We start from the raw sequence: 19,320 nt of genomic DNA, 5'->3' as shown, positions 1-19,320 counted from the left end.
CAGCCGGCCATTCTCGGCTATGAAAAGCGATCCGTTCCGGACCCCGGGGCGGATCGCGCTTTTTGAAAGGCTCGCCCTTGACCACCTGGCTCCCACTGATGCTGGAATCCTTGCCGTCCCTGCTCTGGGCCGGCCTGACCTTTACCATCCCCCTGACGCTGCTTTCCTTCATCTTCGGCCTGATCCTGGGGCTCGTCACCGCCGTCGCCCGGCTCTTCGGGCCGGCACCGGTCGCCTGGATCGCGCGCTTTTACGTCTGGGTGATCCGCGGCACGCCGTTGCTGGTCCAACTCTTCGTGATCTTTTACGGCCTGCCGAGCGCCGGCATCCTGCTCGACGCCTTCACCGCAGCGCTCATCGGCTTCTCGCTGAATGTCGGCGCCTACACCTCCGAGATCATTCGCGCGGTGATTTCGTCGGTCCCGCGCGGACAATGGGAGGCAGCCTATTCGATCGGCATGAGCTGGAGCCAGGCGATGCGCCGCACGATCCTGCCGCAGGCAGCCCGCGTCGCCGTGCCGCCATTGTCGAACACATTCATCTCGCTGGTGAAGGATACGTCGCTTGCCGCCGCCATTACTGTGCCCGAGATGTTCCAGACAGCGCAGCGCATCGTCGCCACCACCTACGAGCCGCTGATCCTCTACATCGAGGCGGCGCTGATCTATCTTGCCATGAGCTCCGTTCTTTCCGCCCTGCAGGTCAGGCTGGAGCGACGCTTCGCCCGCTATGGCGGCTTCCTGGAGGCACGCACATGATCGAGCTCTCCCACATCGAAAAGCGCTTCGGCGACAATCTCGTGCTGAAGGATATTTCCGTGACGCTCGCCGAGGGCACTGTGACCGCGCTGGTCGGCCCGTCCGGCGGCGGCAAGAGCACGCTGCTGCGCTGCATCAACCTTCTGGAGATCCCGACCTCCGGATCGATCAAGCTTGGCGACGAGAAGCTTGAATTCGCCCCTGGCCGCAAGATCGGCTGGACGGCGATCCAGCGTCTGCGCCGGCAGACCGGCATGGTGTTCCAGAACTTCCAGCTCTTCCCGCACCAGACCGCACTCGGCAATGTCATGGAAGGCCTCGTCACCGTGCTGAAATGGCCGGCGGACAGGGCAAAGACCCGGGCAATGGAACTGCTCGAAAAGGTCGGCATGGCGCACAAGGCCGACGCCTGGCCGGCAACACTTTCCGGCGGCCAGCAGCAGCGCGTGGCGATCGCCCGTGCCCTTGCCCCTTCGCCGCGCGTGCTTCTCTGCGACGAGCCGACCTCGGCGCTCGACCCTGAACTGGCGGAAGAAGTGGTCGAAGTCCTGAGCCGGCTTGCCCGCGAAGGCACCACCATGGTCATGGCCACCCACGACCTCCGGCTCGCCTCGCGCGTTGCCGACAAGGTGATCTTCCTCGACGGCGGCCTCATCGTCGAAAGCGGCGCGCCAAAGACGATCTTCTCGGCGCCCGAGCGCGAGCGAACGAAGAAGTTCATTGCCTCGCTCAGCGCTCCTCACGACTACGAGATCTGAAGGGAAGCATTGGGACCGGTTCCATTGGCCTAGGCGCTAAGCAGCCGTTGTCTCATCCATGGCAAAACAAAAACGGCCGGATTCGCATCCGGCCGTTTTTGTCTGTCCGTGTGGCAAACGCTTACGCGTCGAAGACGATCAGCAGGTCCTTGGCGTCGATCTGGTCGCCGGCGCGCACCAGAACTTCGGCGACCGTGCCGTCCTTCTCGGCATGCAGCGCCGTTTCCATCTTCATCGCCTCGATCGAGAGCAGCACGTCACCGGCCTTAACCGCCTGGCCCGGATGAACCGCGACGGTCGAGATGACGCCCGGCATCGGCGCGCCGAGCTGGGCGGCGTTGCCGCCCTCGGCCTTGCGGCGCACGGCGCTCGTCGCACTGCGGTTGCGGTCCGGAACCTTGATCAGGCGCGGCTGGCCGTTGAGTTCGAAGAACACCTTGACCATGCCCTTCTCGTCCGGCTCGCTCTTGGCCTGGTGCAGGATAACCAGCGACTTGCCGCGCTCGATCTCCGGCTGCAGCTCCTCGCCCGGTCCAAGCCCATAGAAATAGGCCGGCGTCGGCAGCACGCTGACCGGACCATAGGTGTCGGCCGCGACCGCGTAATCGGTGAAGACCTTCGGGTACATCAGGTAGGAGGCGAACTCGAAGTCGTCGACCTTGCGCTCGAGCTTGTCCTCGATCGCCTTGCGCTCCGCGTCGAGATCGGCCGGCGGCAGCAGCGAGCCGGGAACGGCGGTGTAAGCCTTCTCGCCCTTCAGCGCCTTCTTCTGCAGCGCTTCCGGCCAGCCGCCCGGAGGCTGACCGAGATCGCCCTTCAGCATCGAGACGACCGAATCCGGGAAGGCGATATCCTTGGCCGGGTTCTCGACGTCGGCAACCGTCAGGTCTTGCGAGACCATCATCAGTGCCATGTCGCCGACCACCTTGGAGGACGGCGTCACCTTGACGATATCGCCGAACATCTGGTTGGCATCGGCATAGGCCTGGGCAACGCGGTGCCACTTGGTCTCCAGCCCGAGCGAACGGGCCTGCTCCTTGAGGTTGGTGAACTGACCGCCCGGCATTTCGTGCAGGTAGACTTCCGACGCCGGTCCCTTGAGGTCGCTTTCGAAGGCGGCGTACTGGTAACGCACTGCTTCCCAATAGAAGGAGATGCGGCGGATCCATTCGGGATCGAGGCCCGGATCACGCTCCGAGCCGCGCAGAGCCTCGACGATCGAGCCGAGGCAGGGCTGCGAGGTGTTGCCGGAGAGTGCGTCCATCGCCGCATCGACGACATCGACGCCGCTGTCGACGGCGGCAAGCACGGTCGCAGCCGCAATGCCCGAGGTGTCGTGGGTGTGGAAGTGGATCGGCAGGTCCGTCGCTTCGCGCAGCGCCTTGAACAGCACGCGCGCGGCGGCCGGCTTCAACAGGCCCGCCATGTCCTTGACGGCGATCATGTGCGCGCCGGCCTTTTCGAGCTCGGCCGCCAATGCCGTGTAGTACTTGAGATCGTACTTCGGGCGGGCCGAGTTCAGGATGTCGCCGGTGTAGCAGATTGCCGCCTCGCAGATGCGGTTCTCTTCAGCAACGGCCTCCATCGACACGCGCATGTTGTCGACCCAGTTGAGGCAGTCGAAGACGCGGAAGACGTCAATACCGCCCTTCGCCGCCTGGCGCACGAAGTACTTCACGACGTTGTCGGGGTAGTTCTTGTAGCCGACGCCGTTGGCGCCGCGCAAAAGCATCTGCAGCAGCAGGTTCGGCGCGTCCTCGCGAATGCGGGCGAGACGATCCCACGGGTCCTCGGTGAGGAAGCGCATGGAAACGTCGAAGGTCGCACCACCCCAGCATTCGAGCGAGAACAACTGCGGCAGCGCACGAGCATAGGTGCCGGCGACGCGGGCGATGTCATGCGTACGCATGCGGGTCGCAAGCAGCGACTGATGGCCGTCGCGCATCGTCGTATCGGTCAGGAAAACCTGCTTTTCACCGCGCACCCACTCGGCGAATTTCTTCGGGCCGAGCGCGTCGAGCTTCTGCTTGGTACCGGCGGGGATTTCGCCCTGGATGAACGGCACGACGGGCTTGGCCGCATCCGCCGGCGGCTTCGGACGACCCTTGGCCTCCGGATGACCGTTGACGGTGACGTCGGCGAGATAGGTTAAGAGCTTCGTCGCACGGTCCTGGCGCCGGACCTGCTGGAAGAGTTCCGGCGTCGTATCGATGAAGCGGGTGGTGTAGGTGTTGTTGCGGAACTGCTCGTGGCCGATGATCGCCTCGAGGAAGGTGAGGTTGGTCGCCACACCGCGGATACGGAATTCGCGCAGCGCCCGGTCCATGCGGCTGATCGCTTCCTGAGGCGTGCTGCCCGAGGCCGTGACCTTCACCAGCAGCGGATCGTAGTAGCGGGTGATGTAGGCGCCGGTATAGGCCGTGCCGCCGTCGAGACGGATGCCGAAACCGGCCGCCGAACGATAGCCGGTGATGCGGCCGTAGTCGGGAATGAAGTTCTGCTCCGGATCTTCCGTGGTGATGCGGCACTGCAGCGCGTGGCCGTTGAGGCGGATGTCAGCCTGGTCAGGCACACCCGATTCCGGCGTGCCGATCGCCTCGCCGTCGAGAATGTGGATCTGCGCCTTGACGATGTCGATGCCGGTCACCACTTCGGTGACGGTGTGCTCGACCTGGATGCGCGGGTTCACTTCGATGAAGTAGAACTTGCCGGTGTTCACATCCATCAGATACTCGACGGTGCCGGCGCCGATGTAGTTGGTCGCCTTGGCGATCTTCAGCGAGTAGTTGGCCAGTTCCTGCCGCTGCGCATCGGAGAGGTAGGGCGCCGGCGCGCGCTCGACGACCTTCTGGTTACGGCGCTGGATGGAGCAGTCGCGCTCGAACAGATGCACGACATTGCCGTGGGTGTCGCCGAGGATCTGGCTTTCGACGTGGCGGGCGCGCTCGACCAGCTTTTCGAGATAGACCTCGTCCTTGCCGAAGGCGGCCTTGGCCTCGCGCTTGGCTTCCGTCACCTCGCGGATCAGATCCTTCGGATCGCGAATGGCGCGCATGCCGCGTCCGCCGCCGCCCCAGGAGGCCTTGAGCATGACCGGGTAGCCGATCTCGGCGGCGAGGCGATGGATTTCCTTTTCGTCGTCCGGCAGCGGATCGGTGGCCGGCACGACCGGAACGCCGACGGAAATGGCGAGGTTGCGGGCTGCGACCTTATTGCCGAGCTGGCGCATCGTCGCCGGGCGCGGACCGATGAAAATGATGCCGGCGGCGTCACAAGCATCGACGAATTCCGGACTTTCCGACAGCAGGCCGTAGCCCGGATGAATGGCGTCGGCACCCGAGAGTTTGGCGACGCGGATCACTTCCTCGATCGACAGGTAGCTTTCGATCGGGCCGAGGTCGCGCGCAAGATGCGGGCCGCGGCCGATCTGGTAGCTTTCATCCGCCTTAAAGCGGTGCAGCGCGAGTTTGTCCTCTTCCGCCCATATCGCGACCGTTTTCAGACCGAGTTCGTTTGCAGCGCGAAAGACGCGGATGGCAATTTCAGAACGGTTGGCAACAAGGATCTTCGAGATAGGCAAGTCGGTCTCCTCAATGACTTGATATTGCGGGAAATGCTGCACCCGCGAAATAAAGTATTAGCGGGTCACCGGGCAGAGCGCAATTTCAGATGCGACAGGAAACCGAATGCCTTTCGACTTTAGGAAATCAGGCCGAGGCGGAAGGCGATCGCCACGACGTGGTGGCGGTTCTTGGCCTTCAGCTTTTCCTGGATTCCGTTCATGTACCAATCGACCGTGTGGCTCGAAATATCCAGCACCTTGCCGATGTCGTTGGAGGTCAGTCCGTCGGCGAGATAATTGAGGGCTTCCATTTCGCGCCGCGTCATTTGCACTTCGACGCGCGAACCGAGCTCGGCCGAAACCTCGGGGTCGGTCAGGTCCAAGAGCTTCCAGAACAGCCGCTTGGCGATCGAGTCGAACAGGCTTATCTCGACAGGGCTCAAGTCGACGACGCGGCCGCCGACCGTCAGGTTGCCGAGCAGGCCGCGCCGGCCGTGCACCGGGAAGATGTAGCCGTCGTAGAGACCGTGGTTGCGGGCCTCGATCATCATGCTTTCCATGCGCTTGCGATGCGGATCGGAGCGGAAAGCAAACAGCGTATCGCGCCAGCGGAAACCGCGCTGGGCATGGCCGAGATAGCGGATGGTCGGGTCGATCACCACGAACTTCTTGCGGATATAGATCTGTGGCCAGCCCTCGGGCCAGCGACCGGCAAGCAGCAGCCTCAGCGGGTTGTCATGCGGCTTGGGCTGGCGCACGACACCGTAGAAGTCGAAGCCGCAGCGATCGAGCAGGCGCTCGAATTCCGGGATGATTTCCTCGCGTGTCTTCATCTCCTCCAGAAGCGCGAGAAACTGTACGAGCAGCGTAATGTTCATGGATCACCTTCCAGGTCGATGCATATGGTCGCATTTCCGAATCCGGACATAAAGGCACCGTTCAGCGACCATTCATGTTGCACCCGCGATAATCCGTCATACCACGCCCGGTCTTATGCGAAATATGCAAGAAATCGGAGTTGGCACGACAGATAGCAGACTATGAATATTCTCGCCAAGCTCACAGACGAGCGAAACGGGAAAACGAGTGGCTGTCCTGCGTCCGGCTACGGCTTCCCATTGCCGCAAAAGACCGTCTCAGCGCGGCCCCGAGTGCTCTAACGGCGCGAGGCTTCAATGCTCGCCATGGGGAACCTCGAGGACGCGGGTGCATCCGCCGCAGAAGGTCTGCGGCGCGTCAAATCCGGTACCCGGAAGGGGTGAGACAGTGTCATTGTTCCAGGTGTATGCAAGAGCGCTCCAGTATCTTGCGGTTCACAAGTTTCGCGTCTCAGCGATCGTGCTTGCCAACGTCGTTCTGGCAGCGATCACAATTGCCGAACCGATCCTGTTCGGTCGTATCATCGACGCCATCTCGTCGAAGGGCGAAGTCACGCCGATGCTGCTCATGTGGGCAGGCCTCGGCGTCTTCAACACCGTCGCCTTCGTGCTCGTCGCCCGCGAGGCCGACCGGCTGGCCCATGGCCGCCGCGCCACGCTCCTGACGGAAGCCTTCGGCCGCATCGTTTCCATGCCGCTTGCCTGGCATAGCCAGCGCGGTACGTCCAACGCCCTGCACACGCTGCTTCGCGCCTGCGAAACCCTCTTCGGTCTCTGGCTCGAATTCATGCGCCAGCATCTGGCGACCGCCGTCGCCCTCGTTCTGCTCGTTCCGACCGCCTTTGCCATGGACGTGCGCCTGTCGCTCGTGCTCGTCGTTCTCGGCGCGCTCTATGTGGTGATCAGCAAGGTGGTCATGAGCCGCACCAAGGAGGGCCAGGCTTCGGTCGAGAACCACTACCACACGGTTTTCTCGCACGTTTCCGACGCGATCAGCAACGTTTCGGTCGTGCACAGCTACAACCGCATCGAGGCTGAAACCCGCGAGCTGAAGAAGTTCACCGAGCGGCTGATCTCGGCCCAGTTCCCGGTACTCGACTGGTGGGCACTCGCAAGCGGGCTGAACCGCGTCGCCTCGACCATCTCTATGATGGCGATCCTCGTGATCGGTACCGTGCTGGTGCAGCGCGGCGAACTCGGCGTCGGCGAAGTCATCGCCTTCATCGGCTTTGCCAACCTGCTGATCGGGCGCCTCGACCAGATGAAAGCCTTCGTCACGCAGATCTTCGAAGCTCGTGCCAAGCTCGAGGACTTCTTCACCCTCGAAGACGCCGTGCGCGAACGCGACGAGCCGGCCGGTGCGACCGAGCTGCCGCCGGTTGTCGGCGAGGTCGAGTTCCGCAACGTCTCCTTCGACTTTGCCAACACGAACCAGGGCGTGCACAACGTCTCGTTCACCGCCAAGGCCGGCCAGACGATCGCCATCGTCGGCCCGACGGGTGCCGGCAAGACGACGCTCGTCAACCTCTTGCAACGCGTCCACGATCCGCGCGACGGCCAGATCCTGATCGACGGCAACGACATCTCGAAGGTAACGCGCAAGTCGCTGCGCCGTTCGATCGCCACCGTCTTCCAGGATGCGGGCCTGATGAACCGCTCGATCTCGGAAAACATCCGGCTTGGCCGTGACGACGCGACGATCGAGGAAGTCATGGCTGCCGCCGAAGCGGCTGCTGCCTGCGACTTCATCGAGGGCCGCACGACCGGTTACGATACGGTCGTCGGCGAGCGCGGCAACCGTCTGTCGGGTGGCGAGCGCCAGCGTGTGGCCATCGCTCGCGCCATCCTCAAGAACGCGCCGATCCTGGTGCTCGACGAGGCGACCAGCGCGCTCGACGTCGAGACCGAGAACCGCGTCAAGGATGCGATCGATGCGCTGCGCAAGAACCGCACGACCTTCATCATCGCCCACCGCCTGTCGACGGTGCGCGAGGCCGACCTGGTGGTCTTCATGGACCAGGGCCGGATCGTCGAGATGGGCGGTTTCAACGAGCTCAGCCAGAGCAACGGCCGCTTTGCAGCCCTGCTCCGCGCCAGCGGCATCCTGACGGACGACGACGTCCGCATGAGCCACACGGCAGCGTAACGCTCGCCCGACGTCAGGCAAATCGTACATCAAGCCACCCGCGGTCAGCCGCGGGTGGCTTTTCTTTTTGGACAAGCGCCGCATCAGGAAGTCTTGTCATTCGCCAAATTGTTGGTAGACGGGAATTCCGGCTTCAATTCCAAGGGAATCACCAATGCCGGATATCTCCACCATCGCTCTGTTTGCCGCCGCAAGCCTCGTGCTGACCGCAACGCCCGGCCCCGACATGCTGCTGATTGCGTCTCGCAGCCTCAGCCAGGGCCGTGCCGTCGGGTTTCTCACCTATGCCGGCATCGCGCTTGGCACCTACTGCCATGCGCTCGCGGCCGCGCTCGGCCTCTCGCAGCTCTTCCTCACCGTACCGGTTGCCTATGAGATCGTGCGCTGGGCGGGCTGCGCCTATCTGCTTTATCTCGCCTGGAAGACGGTGCGTTCGCATCCCTCGGGCGCGTCCCCGACGTCGACGCTCAAGCGGCTCTCACGCCGGCGGGTCTTCGGCGAGGGACTGATGACGAACCTGCTCAATCCGAAGATGGCGCTGTTCGTGCTGGCCCTTTTCCCCCAGTTCGTGGACCCGAATGGCGGGTCGATGGTCCTGCAGATGCTTCTGCTTGCGACCATCCTGAACGGGATCGGCTTGCTCGTGAACGGCACTGTCATCCTTGTCGGCAGCCATCTGCGCGCAAGACTTTCCGGCTTCCGGCGTTTCCCGAAACTGCCGCAATACCTTCTCGCCGGCGTGTTCACGGGGCTTGCCTGCCGCCTGGCGCTGGGTTCCCGAACCTGATGCTGACGCACGGTCAAGGGTGGCGTTTGCTACGCCGCCCTTAGCGGTTTGGCAGACGCGATGCCGCGCAGCCATTCGAGATAATAGGCATAGGCAAAGTGCAGGCCGATGCCGGCGAGCACGAAGAGGCTGCCGAAGACCGGGTTCTTCCCCGTCACGAACAGCAGCACCTGGCCGGACATCGCCAGGATCGTGCCGAAGATGAAGATCGGTAGCGAATGCCGGCCGACCACCGCCAGCGGATGGTCGCGGTCGAGTTTGGCGAGGTTGCTGATCCGAGGCGTCACCGCGATGACGTAGCCGAGCGCCAGCACATGCAGCAATCGCGGCGTGGACAGGAAGGTCTTATCGAAGCCTGTCAGAACGGCCGGAAGACCGAAGGAGAGGTCGATGCTCCAGAACGAGAACAAGACCCAGACGGCGGAAACGGCAAGATAGGCACAGGACAGCATGACCAGCCAGGGCCAGCGCGGCAGCGATCCGCCGTTGCGCACATAGGTCATCATCACCACGCCGATGACGAACAGGAACTGCCAGGACCAGGGATTGAGAAACCAGTAGCCCTCGTCGAGGAAGTTCGACGGCACGAACTTGAAGATGCCCGCGGCGAACCACAGCGCGGCCGAGAGCAGAAGCAGCAGTTTCTTGCTGACGCCGTTCAGCCAGAGGATGCCCGGCAGCAGCAGGAACAGCGCCGCATACATCGACAGGATGTTGTTGTAGCCGAGCTGATGTCCCAAGAGCACCATGGCAACGATGCCCTGCTCCGTCTGCTCCACCATCGGGCGGATGTTGATCTCGCCGATCAGGTCCTGCCTTCCGAAGTAGATCGCGCCGCCGGCAAAGATCGCCAGCGTTACGATGCTCGTCATGATGTGGGCGACGTAAAGCGCCAGGGCCCGGCGCCAGATTTTGAGCGTCATGGCCAGCCGACCGCCGGAGACGAACTTGCCGCCATAGGCGATCCCGACCGAGAGGCCCGAGATTAGGACGAAAGCTTCAGCGGAATCGGAAAAGCCGAAGTTCTTGTGGGTCAGGTATTCGAGATATTGCCCGGGAACGTGATTGACGAAAATCGTCAGGAGACACAGCGCCCTGAACACATCAAGGCGTGTGTCACGCTCCTTCGGAACCAATCGGGCGGACATCGGGTCGACGCCACCCTGAAAAGTCTTTTGCAGCATGCGGTCCGTTTTCCAGGATTTGGCGCCCCTGCCCCATCCCTGTTGAAACGGGTACCGACGTCCCGCCTTTCGCGCGATGCCCGGCACCATGAAGGAGAGCGGGAGGCCATCCGCAGGCGGTTTCCCGCCCGGCACCCCGCTCACGAAATCTACAGCGCCGCGCGTCTTATCAGACGTGCAAAGATCGCTGTAGGACTTTGGATTCCTGCACGACGCTCAGCCGTCGAGGTCGCGCCGCCGGCAAATCCGCAAAGAAAAACCGGCCTTGCCCTTGCGGGAACAAAGCCGGTTTCATCCTGTCTTCAATGCCGGCCGTTACAGCAAAATGCCTTCATGCGCGTTTTTTGTGACACTATTGTTGACGCTGACGATCGGCTCGCCACTTTTCTTGTCGCGTTCGACCGAAATCTTGTGCCGCGCGCCATTGAGCGTCACTTCGGCCGAGTAGCCGTTCCAGGCTGCCGGCAGCACCGGACGGATGACCAGCCTGTCGCCCTGCCGGCGAATACCGAGGATGCCCTCGACGCCGACACGGTAGAGCCAGCCGGCAGATCCCGTATACCAGGTCCAGCCGCCACGCCCCGCCAGATCGCCTTCGCCGTAGATATCGGCGGCAACGACATAGGGCTCGACGCGATAGTGTTCCGCCGCTTCGCGGTTTTCGGCATGCGAGATCGGATTCAGCATCTGGAAGACCCGCCAGGCCTCTTCCGCCCTGCCCTGTTCGGCAAAGGCCAAGGCGACCCAGGTGGCGGCGTGAGTATATTGCCCGCCATTCTCGCGCACGCCCGGCGGATAGGCCTTGATGTAGCCCGGATCCTGCGACGTCCGCTCGAGCGGCGGTGTGAACAGCCGCACGATGCGCTGGTCGGGGTCGACCAGTTCAGCCATGACTGCGTCCATCGCCTTCAGCGAACGCTGCTCGTCGCCTTCGCCCGAAAGCACGCTCCAGGACTGAGCGATCGAATCGATCCGGCACTCCAGAGCCTCACTCGTGCCAAGCGGCGTGCCATCGTCGTAATAGCCGCGACGGTAGTAGTCGCCATCCCAGCCCGCGGTCGCGAGCGCCTTCTTGAGCGCTTCGAGATGCGCCTCCCAGCGCGTGATGCGCGCCTCGTCCTTGCGCTCGCGCGCGAAGGGCAGGAAGCCACGCAGCGTGCCGGCGAGGAACCAGCCGAGCCAGGTGCTCGTGCCTTGCCCCTTCTCGCCGACCCGGTTCATGCCATCGTTCCAGTCGCCGGCAAGGAACAGTGGCAGGCCGTTCTCACCGGTCCGCTTGATCGCAAGATCGAGTGCACGGGCGCAATGCTCGTAGACGTCGCCGACCTCTTCGGAAATCTCCGGCTTGTAGAAGGCGTCGTGCTGCCCCGCTTCGAGCGCCGGGCCAGTGATGAAGGCAAGCTTCTCGGCAAGGAGATCGGACGTGCCGGTCACCGTGCAATAGCGGGTCACGGCATGGGCGAGCCAGACGACGTCGTCGGAGATCATCGTGCGCACGCCGGCGCCGGTTCCCGGCAGCCACCAATGCTGCACGTCGCCTTCGGTAAACTGGCGGGAGGCAGCGTTGAGGATCTGTGCCCGGGCGAGTTCCGGACGATGGATCAGGAACGCCAGCGTATCCTGCAACTGGTCGCGGAAACCGAAGGCACCGCTTGCCTGATAGAAGGCCGAGCGCGCCATGATGCGGCAGCCGAGGCTCTGATAGGGCAGCCAGTTGTTGATCATGGCGTTGAAGGCCGGATCCGGCGTTTCCACCTTCACGATGTCAGTGAATTCGCGCCAGAACGTCTTGTTCGCCTCAAGCACCGTGTCGAACGCGGTCTCACGCAGTTCGCCGATGATGGCTCGAACCTGATCGTCCGTATCGGTATCGCCGAGGATGAACGTGACCTGCCGTTCGGCACCGGGCTCGATGGAAATGTCCGTTGCGACCACGGCGCAAGGATCGCCGTCGACATCGACGGAGCCCGAAAGATCGGCACCCGAAGTGACCGCCTGCGGCGCCAGAATGCCGCCGATCGCGCCCAGGAACTCCCGGCGGCTGGCAGTGTAGCCGGCCGCATCGCCGCCATCGACGGCGAAGAACGCGGATCGGCCGGCAAAATCGATGCTGTAAGGGTTGGTCGCCACCAGCGCCTCGGCCGTCTCGTCCCATTTCGAAAGGACGAAGGGCGCCGAACGGGCACGGTTGTTGCCAAGCACCCACTCGTTGTAGCCGTAGAGCCTCAACTGCCGCGCCGACGCCGCACGGTTGCGGACAGACACGCGGACGAGCTTGGCCGGCAGGCTGCGATGTACCGTCTGGACGACCTGGATCTCAAGGTCGTCCTGGGTGCTGCGGAAGATCGAATAGCCGAGCCCGTGCGCCGTCTCGAAGACGACGGAACGGCGGCGCGAGAGCGCCGCATAGGGCGTGGCGACCGTGCCGCTTGCCATGTCGCGGATGAAGATGGCTTCGCCCGGCCGGTTGACGACCGTATCATTGGTCCAGGGCGTCAGCTGGTAGTCGCGCGAGTTGCGGCTCCAGGAATAGGCCGCACCCTCGGCCGAGATGTGGAAGCCGAAAGCATCATTGGAGATGACATTGATCCACGGCTGCGGCGTCGCTTCGCCGCCGCGCAGGCGCACGACGTATTCGCGACCGCCATCGGCGAAACCGCCGAAGCCGTTCCAGAAGGAAAGGCCATCGCCCTTGATTTCCGCCGGAGCGGCATCCCCGTTCTCCTGCGGCGCTGCCAGCAGCGGGCCTGAGAACTCGGCGCTCTTTTCGGAGCCTTTCACCGGTGCCGGCGAATAGAGCGAGTTGGCGCGGGCGATCTGGTCGGAGATCGTGCCGTTGCGGGCATGGAAGACCGCGCGCGAGGCCGACAGCAAGGTCGACCACGTCTCCGCCTCCATCAGGTCGCGGCGCACCGAGAAGATGTGCTGGCGCGGACCGTCCGAGAGACCGCGAAGCCTCAGGTTCTCGCACATGGAGTCGAGCGCGTGCTGCATGTCCTGGGCATAGGACGAGGCGCGCTCGTTGATGATCACGAGATCGGCGGTGATGCCGCGGGCGCGCAGGTATTCCTGGGCGCGCAGCGCCTCACGGGCGATGCCGAGATCGCCGTCGTCATTGATGCGCAGGCAGAAGATCGGGTAGTCGCCCGAAATCGCCAGCGGCCAGAGCTTCGACTGAGAATCCAGGCCGGCCTGAACCGTCGCCGAATCGGCGCGCAGATGCATGTCCGGATAGACGAGGTAGCGGCCGAGCATCTGGAAGCTTGCCGCTTCCTGCGAGGTCACGCCGACATGGCGCATCTGCACCTGGCTGCGGGTCCAGGCGTGGATGAGCTCCTGGTTGAAGGTCTCCGGATGGCGGTAGCGGTCGATCGCGCGATCGACCTCCTCGCGGCTCGGGGCGGCGATCGTCCAGAAGACGACGCTGACCTTCTTGCCGGCGGGGACGCGCACGACCCGGCGCAGCGACATGATCGGATCGAGCGTGAAGCCGTCCGTGCCGGAAAGCACCGCATCCGTATCGAAGGCAGCGGCTTCGGCAAGCGTGCGGCCCGGACCGATGAAGCGGCGACGGTCGGTCTCGGCTTCCGTATGGCGGTCGCTGCCGGCATTGTCGGTGACGAGATGCGCCACTTCCATGTCCGGATCGCCGGAGCTGCGCTTGTTGCGGCTGACGCGGATGACATCGCCGCGGCGGCTGATTTCCGTGCGCAGGAACATCTTCGAAAACGCCGGGTGTGCGCTGTCGGCCTCGTCTGTCGAAAGCACAGGCTCGGCATAGGAGGTCACTTCGATGAAGCGGTCCTGGGTGCCGGTGTTGAGCAGCATGACCCGGCGCCCTTCGGCGTCGTGTTCGGTGGCGACGATGCATTCCACCTCGCTGGTGAGATCACCGACGGTCTTGACGAATTCCGCCTTGTCGTCGCCGAAGCGCGTCAGCATCTTCTCACCGGCCGCGCGTCGCGGCTCCGACGTCGCCGACCACCAGTCGCCGGTCGTCGTATCACGCAGGAAGATGAAGGTTCCGGTACGGTCCTCGACCGGATCCGGCTTCCAGCGGGTAACCGACTGGCCGTTCCAGCGGGCGTAACCGGCGCCGTTGGCCGTCAGCATCACCGAGTAGTGGCCGTTGGAGAGGAACACGGTCTCGCGGTCCTGCGAAAGCGGGTTCTCGATGATGCGGACCTCAGGGCGCAGGAGATCGTCCTGGCCCTTGCCGACCGATTCCGGCTCGCGCTTGGCATTCATGATCGGAATGTCGCGCGGCGCCTTTTCCTGCAACAGCAGTTCGGCGGCTTCGATCACCGGATCGGCGTGGAACCACTCGCGCAGGCGGCCGTTGAAGACGACGTTGGCGACAGCCGCGATCGACATGCCATGGTGGTGGGCATAGTAGTTGCGAACCACCGCGCACTTCTGGCCCTCAGGCACGCGCGTCGGCGTGAAGTCGACGGCGTCGTGGTAGCCGTATGCGCCGAGCGCGCCGACCTCGCGGAGACGCCCGAGGTTGGCGAGCGCCGACTTCGGATCGTACATGCAGGCGAGGATCGAGGCGTAGGGCGCGATGACCGCGTTCTGGCCGAGACCACGCTTGAGACCGAGCGTCGGCACACCGAAGTTGGTGTATTGGTAGGTGAGTTCGTGGTCACGCGCGTTGAAGGCGGCTTCCGAGATGCCCCACGGCGTGCCGAGGCGACGGCCGTGGTTGATCTGTTCCTTCACGACCAGATTGTTGGTCTGGTTGAGGATACCACCCTGACGCTCCTGCATGACCAGCGGCGGCATCAGGTATTCGAACATCGAGCCGGACCAGGAGATCAGCGCACCGCGTGCGCCGATCGGCACGATCGGCCGGCCGAGCTTGTACCAGTGCTCCGTCGGAAGATCGCCCTTGGCGATGGCAAACAGGCTGGTGAGACGGGCTTCCGACGCAAGAAGGTCGTAGCAGGCCTCATCGAGCTCGTTGGCGTTGACGCGGAAGCCGATCGACAGCAGGCGCCGCTCCGGACGGAACAGGAAACCGAAATCCATCGAGAAGGCGATGTCGCGTGCCCGGTCCTTCATCACCAGCAGGCGCTGGCGCAGCGATTCGATTGCGCCGAGATCGAAGACGCCATCGGCGATATGGGCTTCGCAGGTGGTGACGAGCGAGTTGGCCCACTTCGTCACTTCGCTGCTTTGCGGCGTGCGCACCTCATGGTCGAGGTTGACGGTGAGCTTGTGCATGTCGCGCGCCAGAACGGCCAGGTTGATCACCCGGATCGAAGCGAACTCGTGTTCGCGCATAATCGCGGCGAGCGCGTTCTGAAAGCCGACGATGCGTTCTTCGATCAGGCGACGCAACGGACGCACCGTCTTGCGGTCGTCGGGCAGGTCGCGCAGCACTTCCTGAAGGATCGCAGCGACGTCGCCGATACCGGTGAGACTGCCCTGGACATGCGCCGACGGCGCTTCGGCCCAGTCGCGACACATCGACGACACGGCGATCAGATGACCGGCCAGATTGCCGCTGTCGACCGACGAAATGTAGCGCGGCTCCATCGTTTCGAGCGTATTCGTCCGGTACCAGTTGAACAGGTGGCCGCGATATTTCGGCATCCGGTCGATGGTGGCGATCGTCTGCTCCAGCCGGTTGATCGTCTCCTCGAAGCCGATCCAGCCGAAATCGCGCGCCGACATGACGGAGAGCAGATAGACGCCGATATTCGTCGGCGACGTCCGCTCGGCGAGAACCGGCTGCGGCGTTTCCTGGAAGTTGTCCGGCGGCAGGAAGTGCTGCTCGGCGGTGACGAAGGTCTCGAAGTATCGCCAGGTGCGGCGCGCGATCAGGCGCATCTCGTCGATCGCCTCATCGGAAACGACAAGCTGGTCTTCGGTTTCGGCCGACTGGCTGACGAACCAGGCAACGGCTGGAGACAGGGCCCACAGCAGCGCAAAGGGAATGCCGATGAAGGGCAGGCCGGTGTCGGAAATCGCCGCAAGGGCCAGCGAGATCGCCGACAGCGCCGGCGCAACCCACATGGCGCGGTAATAGTCGCCAATGGTGCCGTGGCCGGCGCTCTGCACCTGCGCGGCCGTGCGCCATTCCAGCATCAGTTTGCCGCTGACGAACGTGCGGTAGAGCGAACGCACGATGGCGTCGCCCATCATCGCCGCGTTGTGGGCGATGAAGACGATGCGCAGCGCGACCTGCGCGTTGGCGGCACGGACTTCGTTCAAGACCGCATGCAGGTGCGCTCGGGCAACGATGTCGTTGCGGCGCGGCAGGAGGCCGTTGATCAGCGACAGCGTCGGCGCCACGAACAGGCTGAAGATCAGCACGATCTGCCAGATCAGCGCTTCGGTCGGCTCCATGTAGTACCAGCCCATGACCGAGGCGACGAGCCAGGCAAGCGGGATCAGCGAGCGGCGCAGGTTGTCGTACATCTTCCAGCGTCCGAGCATCGACAGCCCGTTCGACAGATTGAAGATATAGGGCAGCAGCTGCCAGTCGCCGCGCGCCCAGCGATGCTGGCGCGACATTTCCACCTCGTAGCGGGTCGGGAAGTCCTCGACGAGTTCGACGTCGGTCACCAGCGCGCAACGCACGTAGGAGCCTTCGAGCAGGTCGTGGCTGAGAACGGCGTTTTCCTGGATGCGCCCCTTCAGCGCCGCCTCGAAGGCGTCGACATGATAGAGGCCCTTGCCGGTGAAGCTGCCTTCGCCGGCAATGTCCTGATAGACGTCCGAAACGGTGAAGACGTAAGGGTCGATGCCGCGGTTGGAGGAGAAGATGCGCTGGAAGGCGGAGGCTTCGCTGCCCGTCGTCAGCGACGGCGTGACGCGCGGCTGCAGCAGGCTGTAGCCGGCGATCACGTTCTGCGTCTTCGGATCGACAACCGGACGGTTGATCGGATGGTACATCTTGCCGACGAGCTTCGTCACCGCATCGCGCATCAGGCGCGTGTCGGAATCGAGCGTCATCACGTACTGAACGTTGTCCGGCACCGTGTTGGCGCCCTGCAGGAACGAGGTGTCGCGGTCACCGCGCAAGAGCATGTTCAGCTCGTGCAGCTTGCCGCGCTTGCGCTCCCAGCCCATCCACACGCCTTCCTGCTCGTTATACAGGCGGCGGCGATGCAGCAGGTAGAATCGGGTCTTGCCGTCATAGGCATAACGCGCCGAGAGCTGAGCGATCTCGCGCTTGGCATAATCGAGCACATCGGCGTCGGTGCTCGATTCCTCGTCCTTGCTGTCAGCCCAGTCGCTGACCAGTGCAAAGTAGATCTCACCGCGCGGGTTGGCGAGATAGTGAACCTCGAGATTGCGCACCAGTTCGTCGACGTGATCGCGCTTGGAAATCAGGCACGGCACCGCAACGAGCGTGCGGGCGTCCTCGGGGATCCCGTCGAGGAACTCGTAGCCGACCAGCCGCGACGGTTTGACGAACAGCGTCACCAGCGTGTTGAACAGGCCCATCGCGCCTTCCGAGGCCGGCAGCGCGAAGAGCAGCAGCATGATCAGCTTCGCGCCACTCGGGATCGCCATCGGGCTGACGAAGGAGTAGACGGCGATCATCGCCAGGATGGTCAGAAGGATGTTCGGCCCGGCGATCGCAAACCAATCGAGCCTGCGGCTGAGGCGAATGATGGTCTGCAGCACCGACGGCCGGTAGCTGATCTTCTTTTCCAGAAGCTTGCGTTGCTTGCCGACGAGGAAGGATCCGACATTCGGCTGCTGCAGCGGCGCTTCCGTCTCGGCCGCGACTTCCGCCTCGCGCACCATCTGGATGGCGATTTGCGTCACTTCGAATTCGCTGTGCCCCGAACGGCGCGCCAGCTTTTCGATCGTGTCGCGGTACTTGTTGCGCGACCCGAAATCGAGCGCCGCATAATCGGAGCCTTCACGCAGCGCCGCATCGATCTTGCTGACGCTTTCGAACCAGACGGCCCAGTCGGTGTCGTCGATCTCACGCAGGCTGCGGATGATGTTGCTCATCGTCGCATTGCCGGACGACAGGCGGTTCTGCTCGGCGACCAGCGCGCTTTCGACGTCGCTGCCGCGCTTCTCGAGCTGATCCTCGATCCAGCCGATCACGGCGCCTGAGGTCTGCGACCCGTCACGCATGCGGTAGAGCAGCTGCGCGACGAAGGTGTTGTCGGCCGCCAGCGCTTCCGATTCCGCAAGCAGCGTGCGCGACTTTTCCGGATCGCTGAGGCGAATGATCTGGTCGGCGACGTCGTTTGCCTTGCGCCGCATGCCGCGCGAGCGTTCGACGCGGATGGCAATCCGCCGCAAATTTTCGATCAGCACGAAGCGCAGGATCGACGGCAAGGCCCAGAGTTCGCCGATCTTGAAGGTCTCGTGCTTCTGGAAGCCCTCGACCATCGCCGTGATGCTTTCGCGCGTCACCGTGCTGTGGGTGTGGGCAGCGTAGAGCCAGGCGAGCGCCATGGTGCGCGGGATCACCGTGCCCGAAACCGAAATCGTCGGGAGCTGGCGATAGAACCGGCGCGGGAAATCGCGCCGCACTTCCTGGATCGCCTCTTCGACGACGTGATGGTTGTCGAGCAGCCATTCGGCGGCCGGCGTGATCGTTGCCCCGGCCTCGACGTCCGCGGCCGTCGCCCGGTAGACGCGCAGGATCTCGTTCTCGTTCTCGCGATGCCGCGGACGGAACTCGAACGGGAAGAAGCCCGGCAGCGAGGAGACACCCTTTGCCGCGAGATCCTCGCCGCATTGCCGGAGGTCCTCCATCGAAAAGAAGGTGGAGCGGATCGAATCGTTGTAATCGATCTGCTTCGCTTCCGGTTCGCGCGGTGAGGTGGGCGGCGTAGTTTGGAGCTGCATGGGTACGGGTTCTGAATCCAACCGGGGTTGATCGGCCCGGCCCTCGTCGGGGTGCCGGGTTGGCTGCGGTCCTGAGAAATCAGGCTGAGCCGGCGCGTTGCTAGACACGGTCATGTGTCCTCCCATCCACCGTCATTTCCCGGGAAACCGGGATCTGGCGGTAACAGGCACCGCCCTCGACTGGGCATCGGAGATCGCAAAGCCGGCGGCGCATTGGTTTTCAAGGCCGCGGTGATGCATGAAAATGGCATTTTTTAGCCGTGGTGCCAACAGCTTGCAAGGATTGCTCATACAAGATCGGACGTTTTGCGCACAGCCGAATCAAGCCGGAACCGGCCGCTGTGCGCGCCCCCAGTGACACTTCGATACAACTCTTTCAAATGCCCTCTTTCAAGCTTCATCGCGGGTGGCAGACGAG

8 protein-coding genes are annotated in these 19,320 nt (G+C 63.6%); 4 read left to right on the top strand and 4 right to left on the bottom strand.

The genetic code is table 11. The features are described 5' to 3' along the window. Positions 1 to 77 precede the first annotated feature (77 nt). Positions 78 to 758, top strand: coding sequence for an amino acid ABC transporter permease (locus IB263_RS17140; RefSeq protein ID WP_089044284.1), 681 nt, complete (start codon positions 78 to 80; stop codon positions 756 to 758). Next, complete coding sequence (locus IB263_RS17135; RefSeq protein WP_060586573.1) at positions 755 to 1,516, top strand: amino acid ABC transporter ATP-binding protein; 762 nt, start codon at positions 755 to 757, stop codon at positions 1,514 to 1,516. Before IB263_RS17140 ends, IB263_RS17135 begins: the two co-directional genes overlap by 4 nt. Before the next feature lie 121 nt (positions 1,517 to 1,637). Here the strand turns inward: IB263_RS17135 and pyc are convergent, their stop codons facing one another. Both pyc and IB263_RS17125 read right to left on the bottom strand, forming a co-directional pair. After that, positions 1,638 to 5,096 (bottom strand): pyruvate carboxylase, encoded by a 3,459-nt coding sequence (gene pyc / locus IB263_RS17130; protein ID WP_192438750.1) that lies wholly within the window; start codon positions 5,094 to 5,096, stop codon positions 1,638 to 1,640. Between the two features lie 119 nt (positions 5,097 to 5,215). Then, on the bottom strand, positions 5,216 to 5,956 hold the full coding sequence (locus IB263_RS17125) for an autoinducer binding domain-containing protein (RefSeq protein ID WP_034802969.1): 741 nt from the start codon (positions 5,954 to 5,956) through the stop codon (positions 5,216 to 5,218). A 388-nt stretch (positions 5,957 to 6,344) separates the two neighbouring features. Between IB263_RS17125 and IB263_RS17120 the strand changes: the two genes are divergently transcribed. Both IB263_RS17120 and IB263_RS17115 read left to right on the top strand, forming a co-directional pair. Next, on the top strand, positions 6,345 to 8,102 hold the full coding sequence (locus IB263_RS17120; protein WP_034802972.1) for a glucan ABC transporter ATP-binding protein/ permease: 1,758 nt from the start codon (positions 6,345 to 6,347) through the stop codon (positions 8,100 to 8,102). A 154-nt stretch (positions 8,103 to 8,256) separates the two neighbouring features. Next, complete coding sequence (locus IB263_RS17115; protein WP_112976174.1) at positions 8,257 to 8,889, top strand: LysE family translocator; 633 nt, start codon at positions 8,257 to 8,259, stop codon at positions 8,887 to 8,889. Positions 8,890 to 8,918: 29 nt separating this feature from the next. Here IB263_RS17115 and IB263_RS17110 read toward each other — a convergent pair whose 3' ends face one another. Continuing rightward, a complete protein-coding gene (locus IB263_RS17110) occupies positions 8,919 to 10,073 on the bottom strand; it encodes an OpgC family protein (RefSeq protein ID WP_089044281.1) in 1,155 nt (384 codons plus the stop codon). A gap of 315 nt (positions 10,074 to 10,388) precedes the next feature. Then, positions 10,389 to 19,016 (bottom strand): cyclic beta-(1,2)-glucan synthase, encoded by an 8,628-nt coding sequence (gene ndvB / locus IB263_RS17105; protein WP_110818890.1) that lies wholly within the window; start codon positions 19,014 to 19,016, stop codon positions 10,389 to 10,391. Positions 19,017 to 19,320 lie beyond the last annotated feature (304 nt).

This window comes from Ensifer sp. ENS03, from assembly GCF_014852035.1.
In the GTDB taxonomy this organism is placed as follows: Bacteria; Pseudomonadota; Alphaproteobacteria; order Rhizobiales; family Rhizobiaceae; genus Ensifer; species Ensifer adhaerens.
This window is presented reverse-complemented; position numbering and strand designations above follow the sequence as displayed.

Bases quoted from the DNA above. Each gene is read 5' to 3' on its own strand.
- IB263_RS17135 (WP_060586573.1), top strand. From the start codon at position 755: ATGATCGAGCTCTCCCACATCGAAAAGCGCTTCGGCGACAATCTCGTG.
- IB263_RS17125 (WP_034802969.1), bottom strand. From the start codon at position 5,956: ATGAACATTACGCTGCTCGTACAGTTTCTCGCGCTTCTGGAGGAGATG.
- IB263_RS17115 (WP_112976174.1), top strand. From the start codon at position 8,257: ATGCCGGATATCTCCACCATCGCTCTGTTTGCCGCCGCAAGCCTCGTG.
- IB263_RS17110 (WP_089044281.1), bottom strand. From the start codon at position 10,073: ATGCTGCAAAAGACTTTTCAGGGTGGCGTCGACCCGATGTCCGCCCGA.
- ndvB (WP_110818890.1), bottom strand. From the start codon at position 19,016: ATGACCGTGTCTAGCAACGCGCCGGCTCAGCCTGATTTCTCAGGACCG.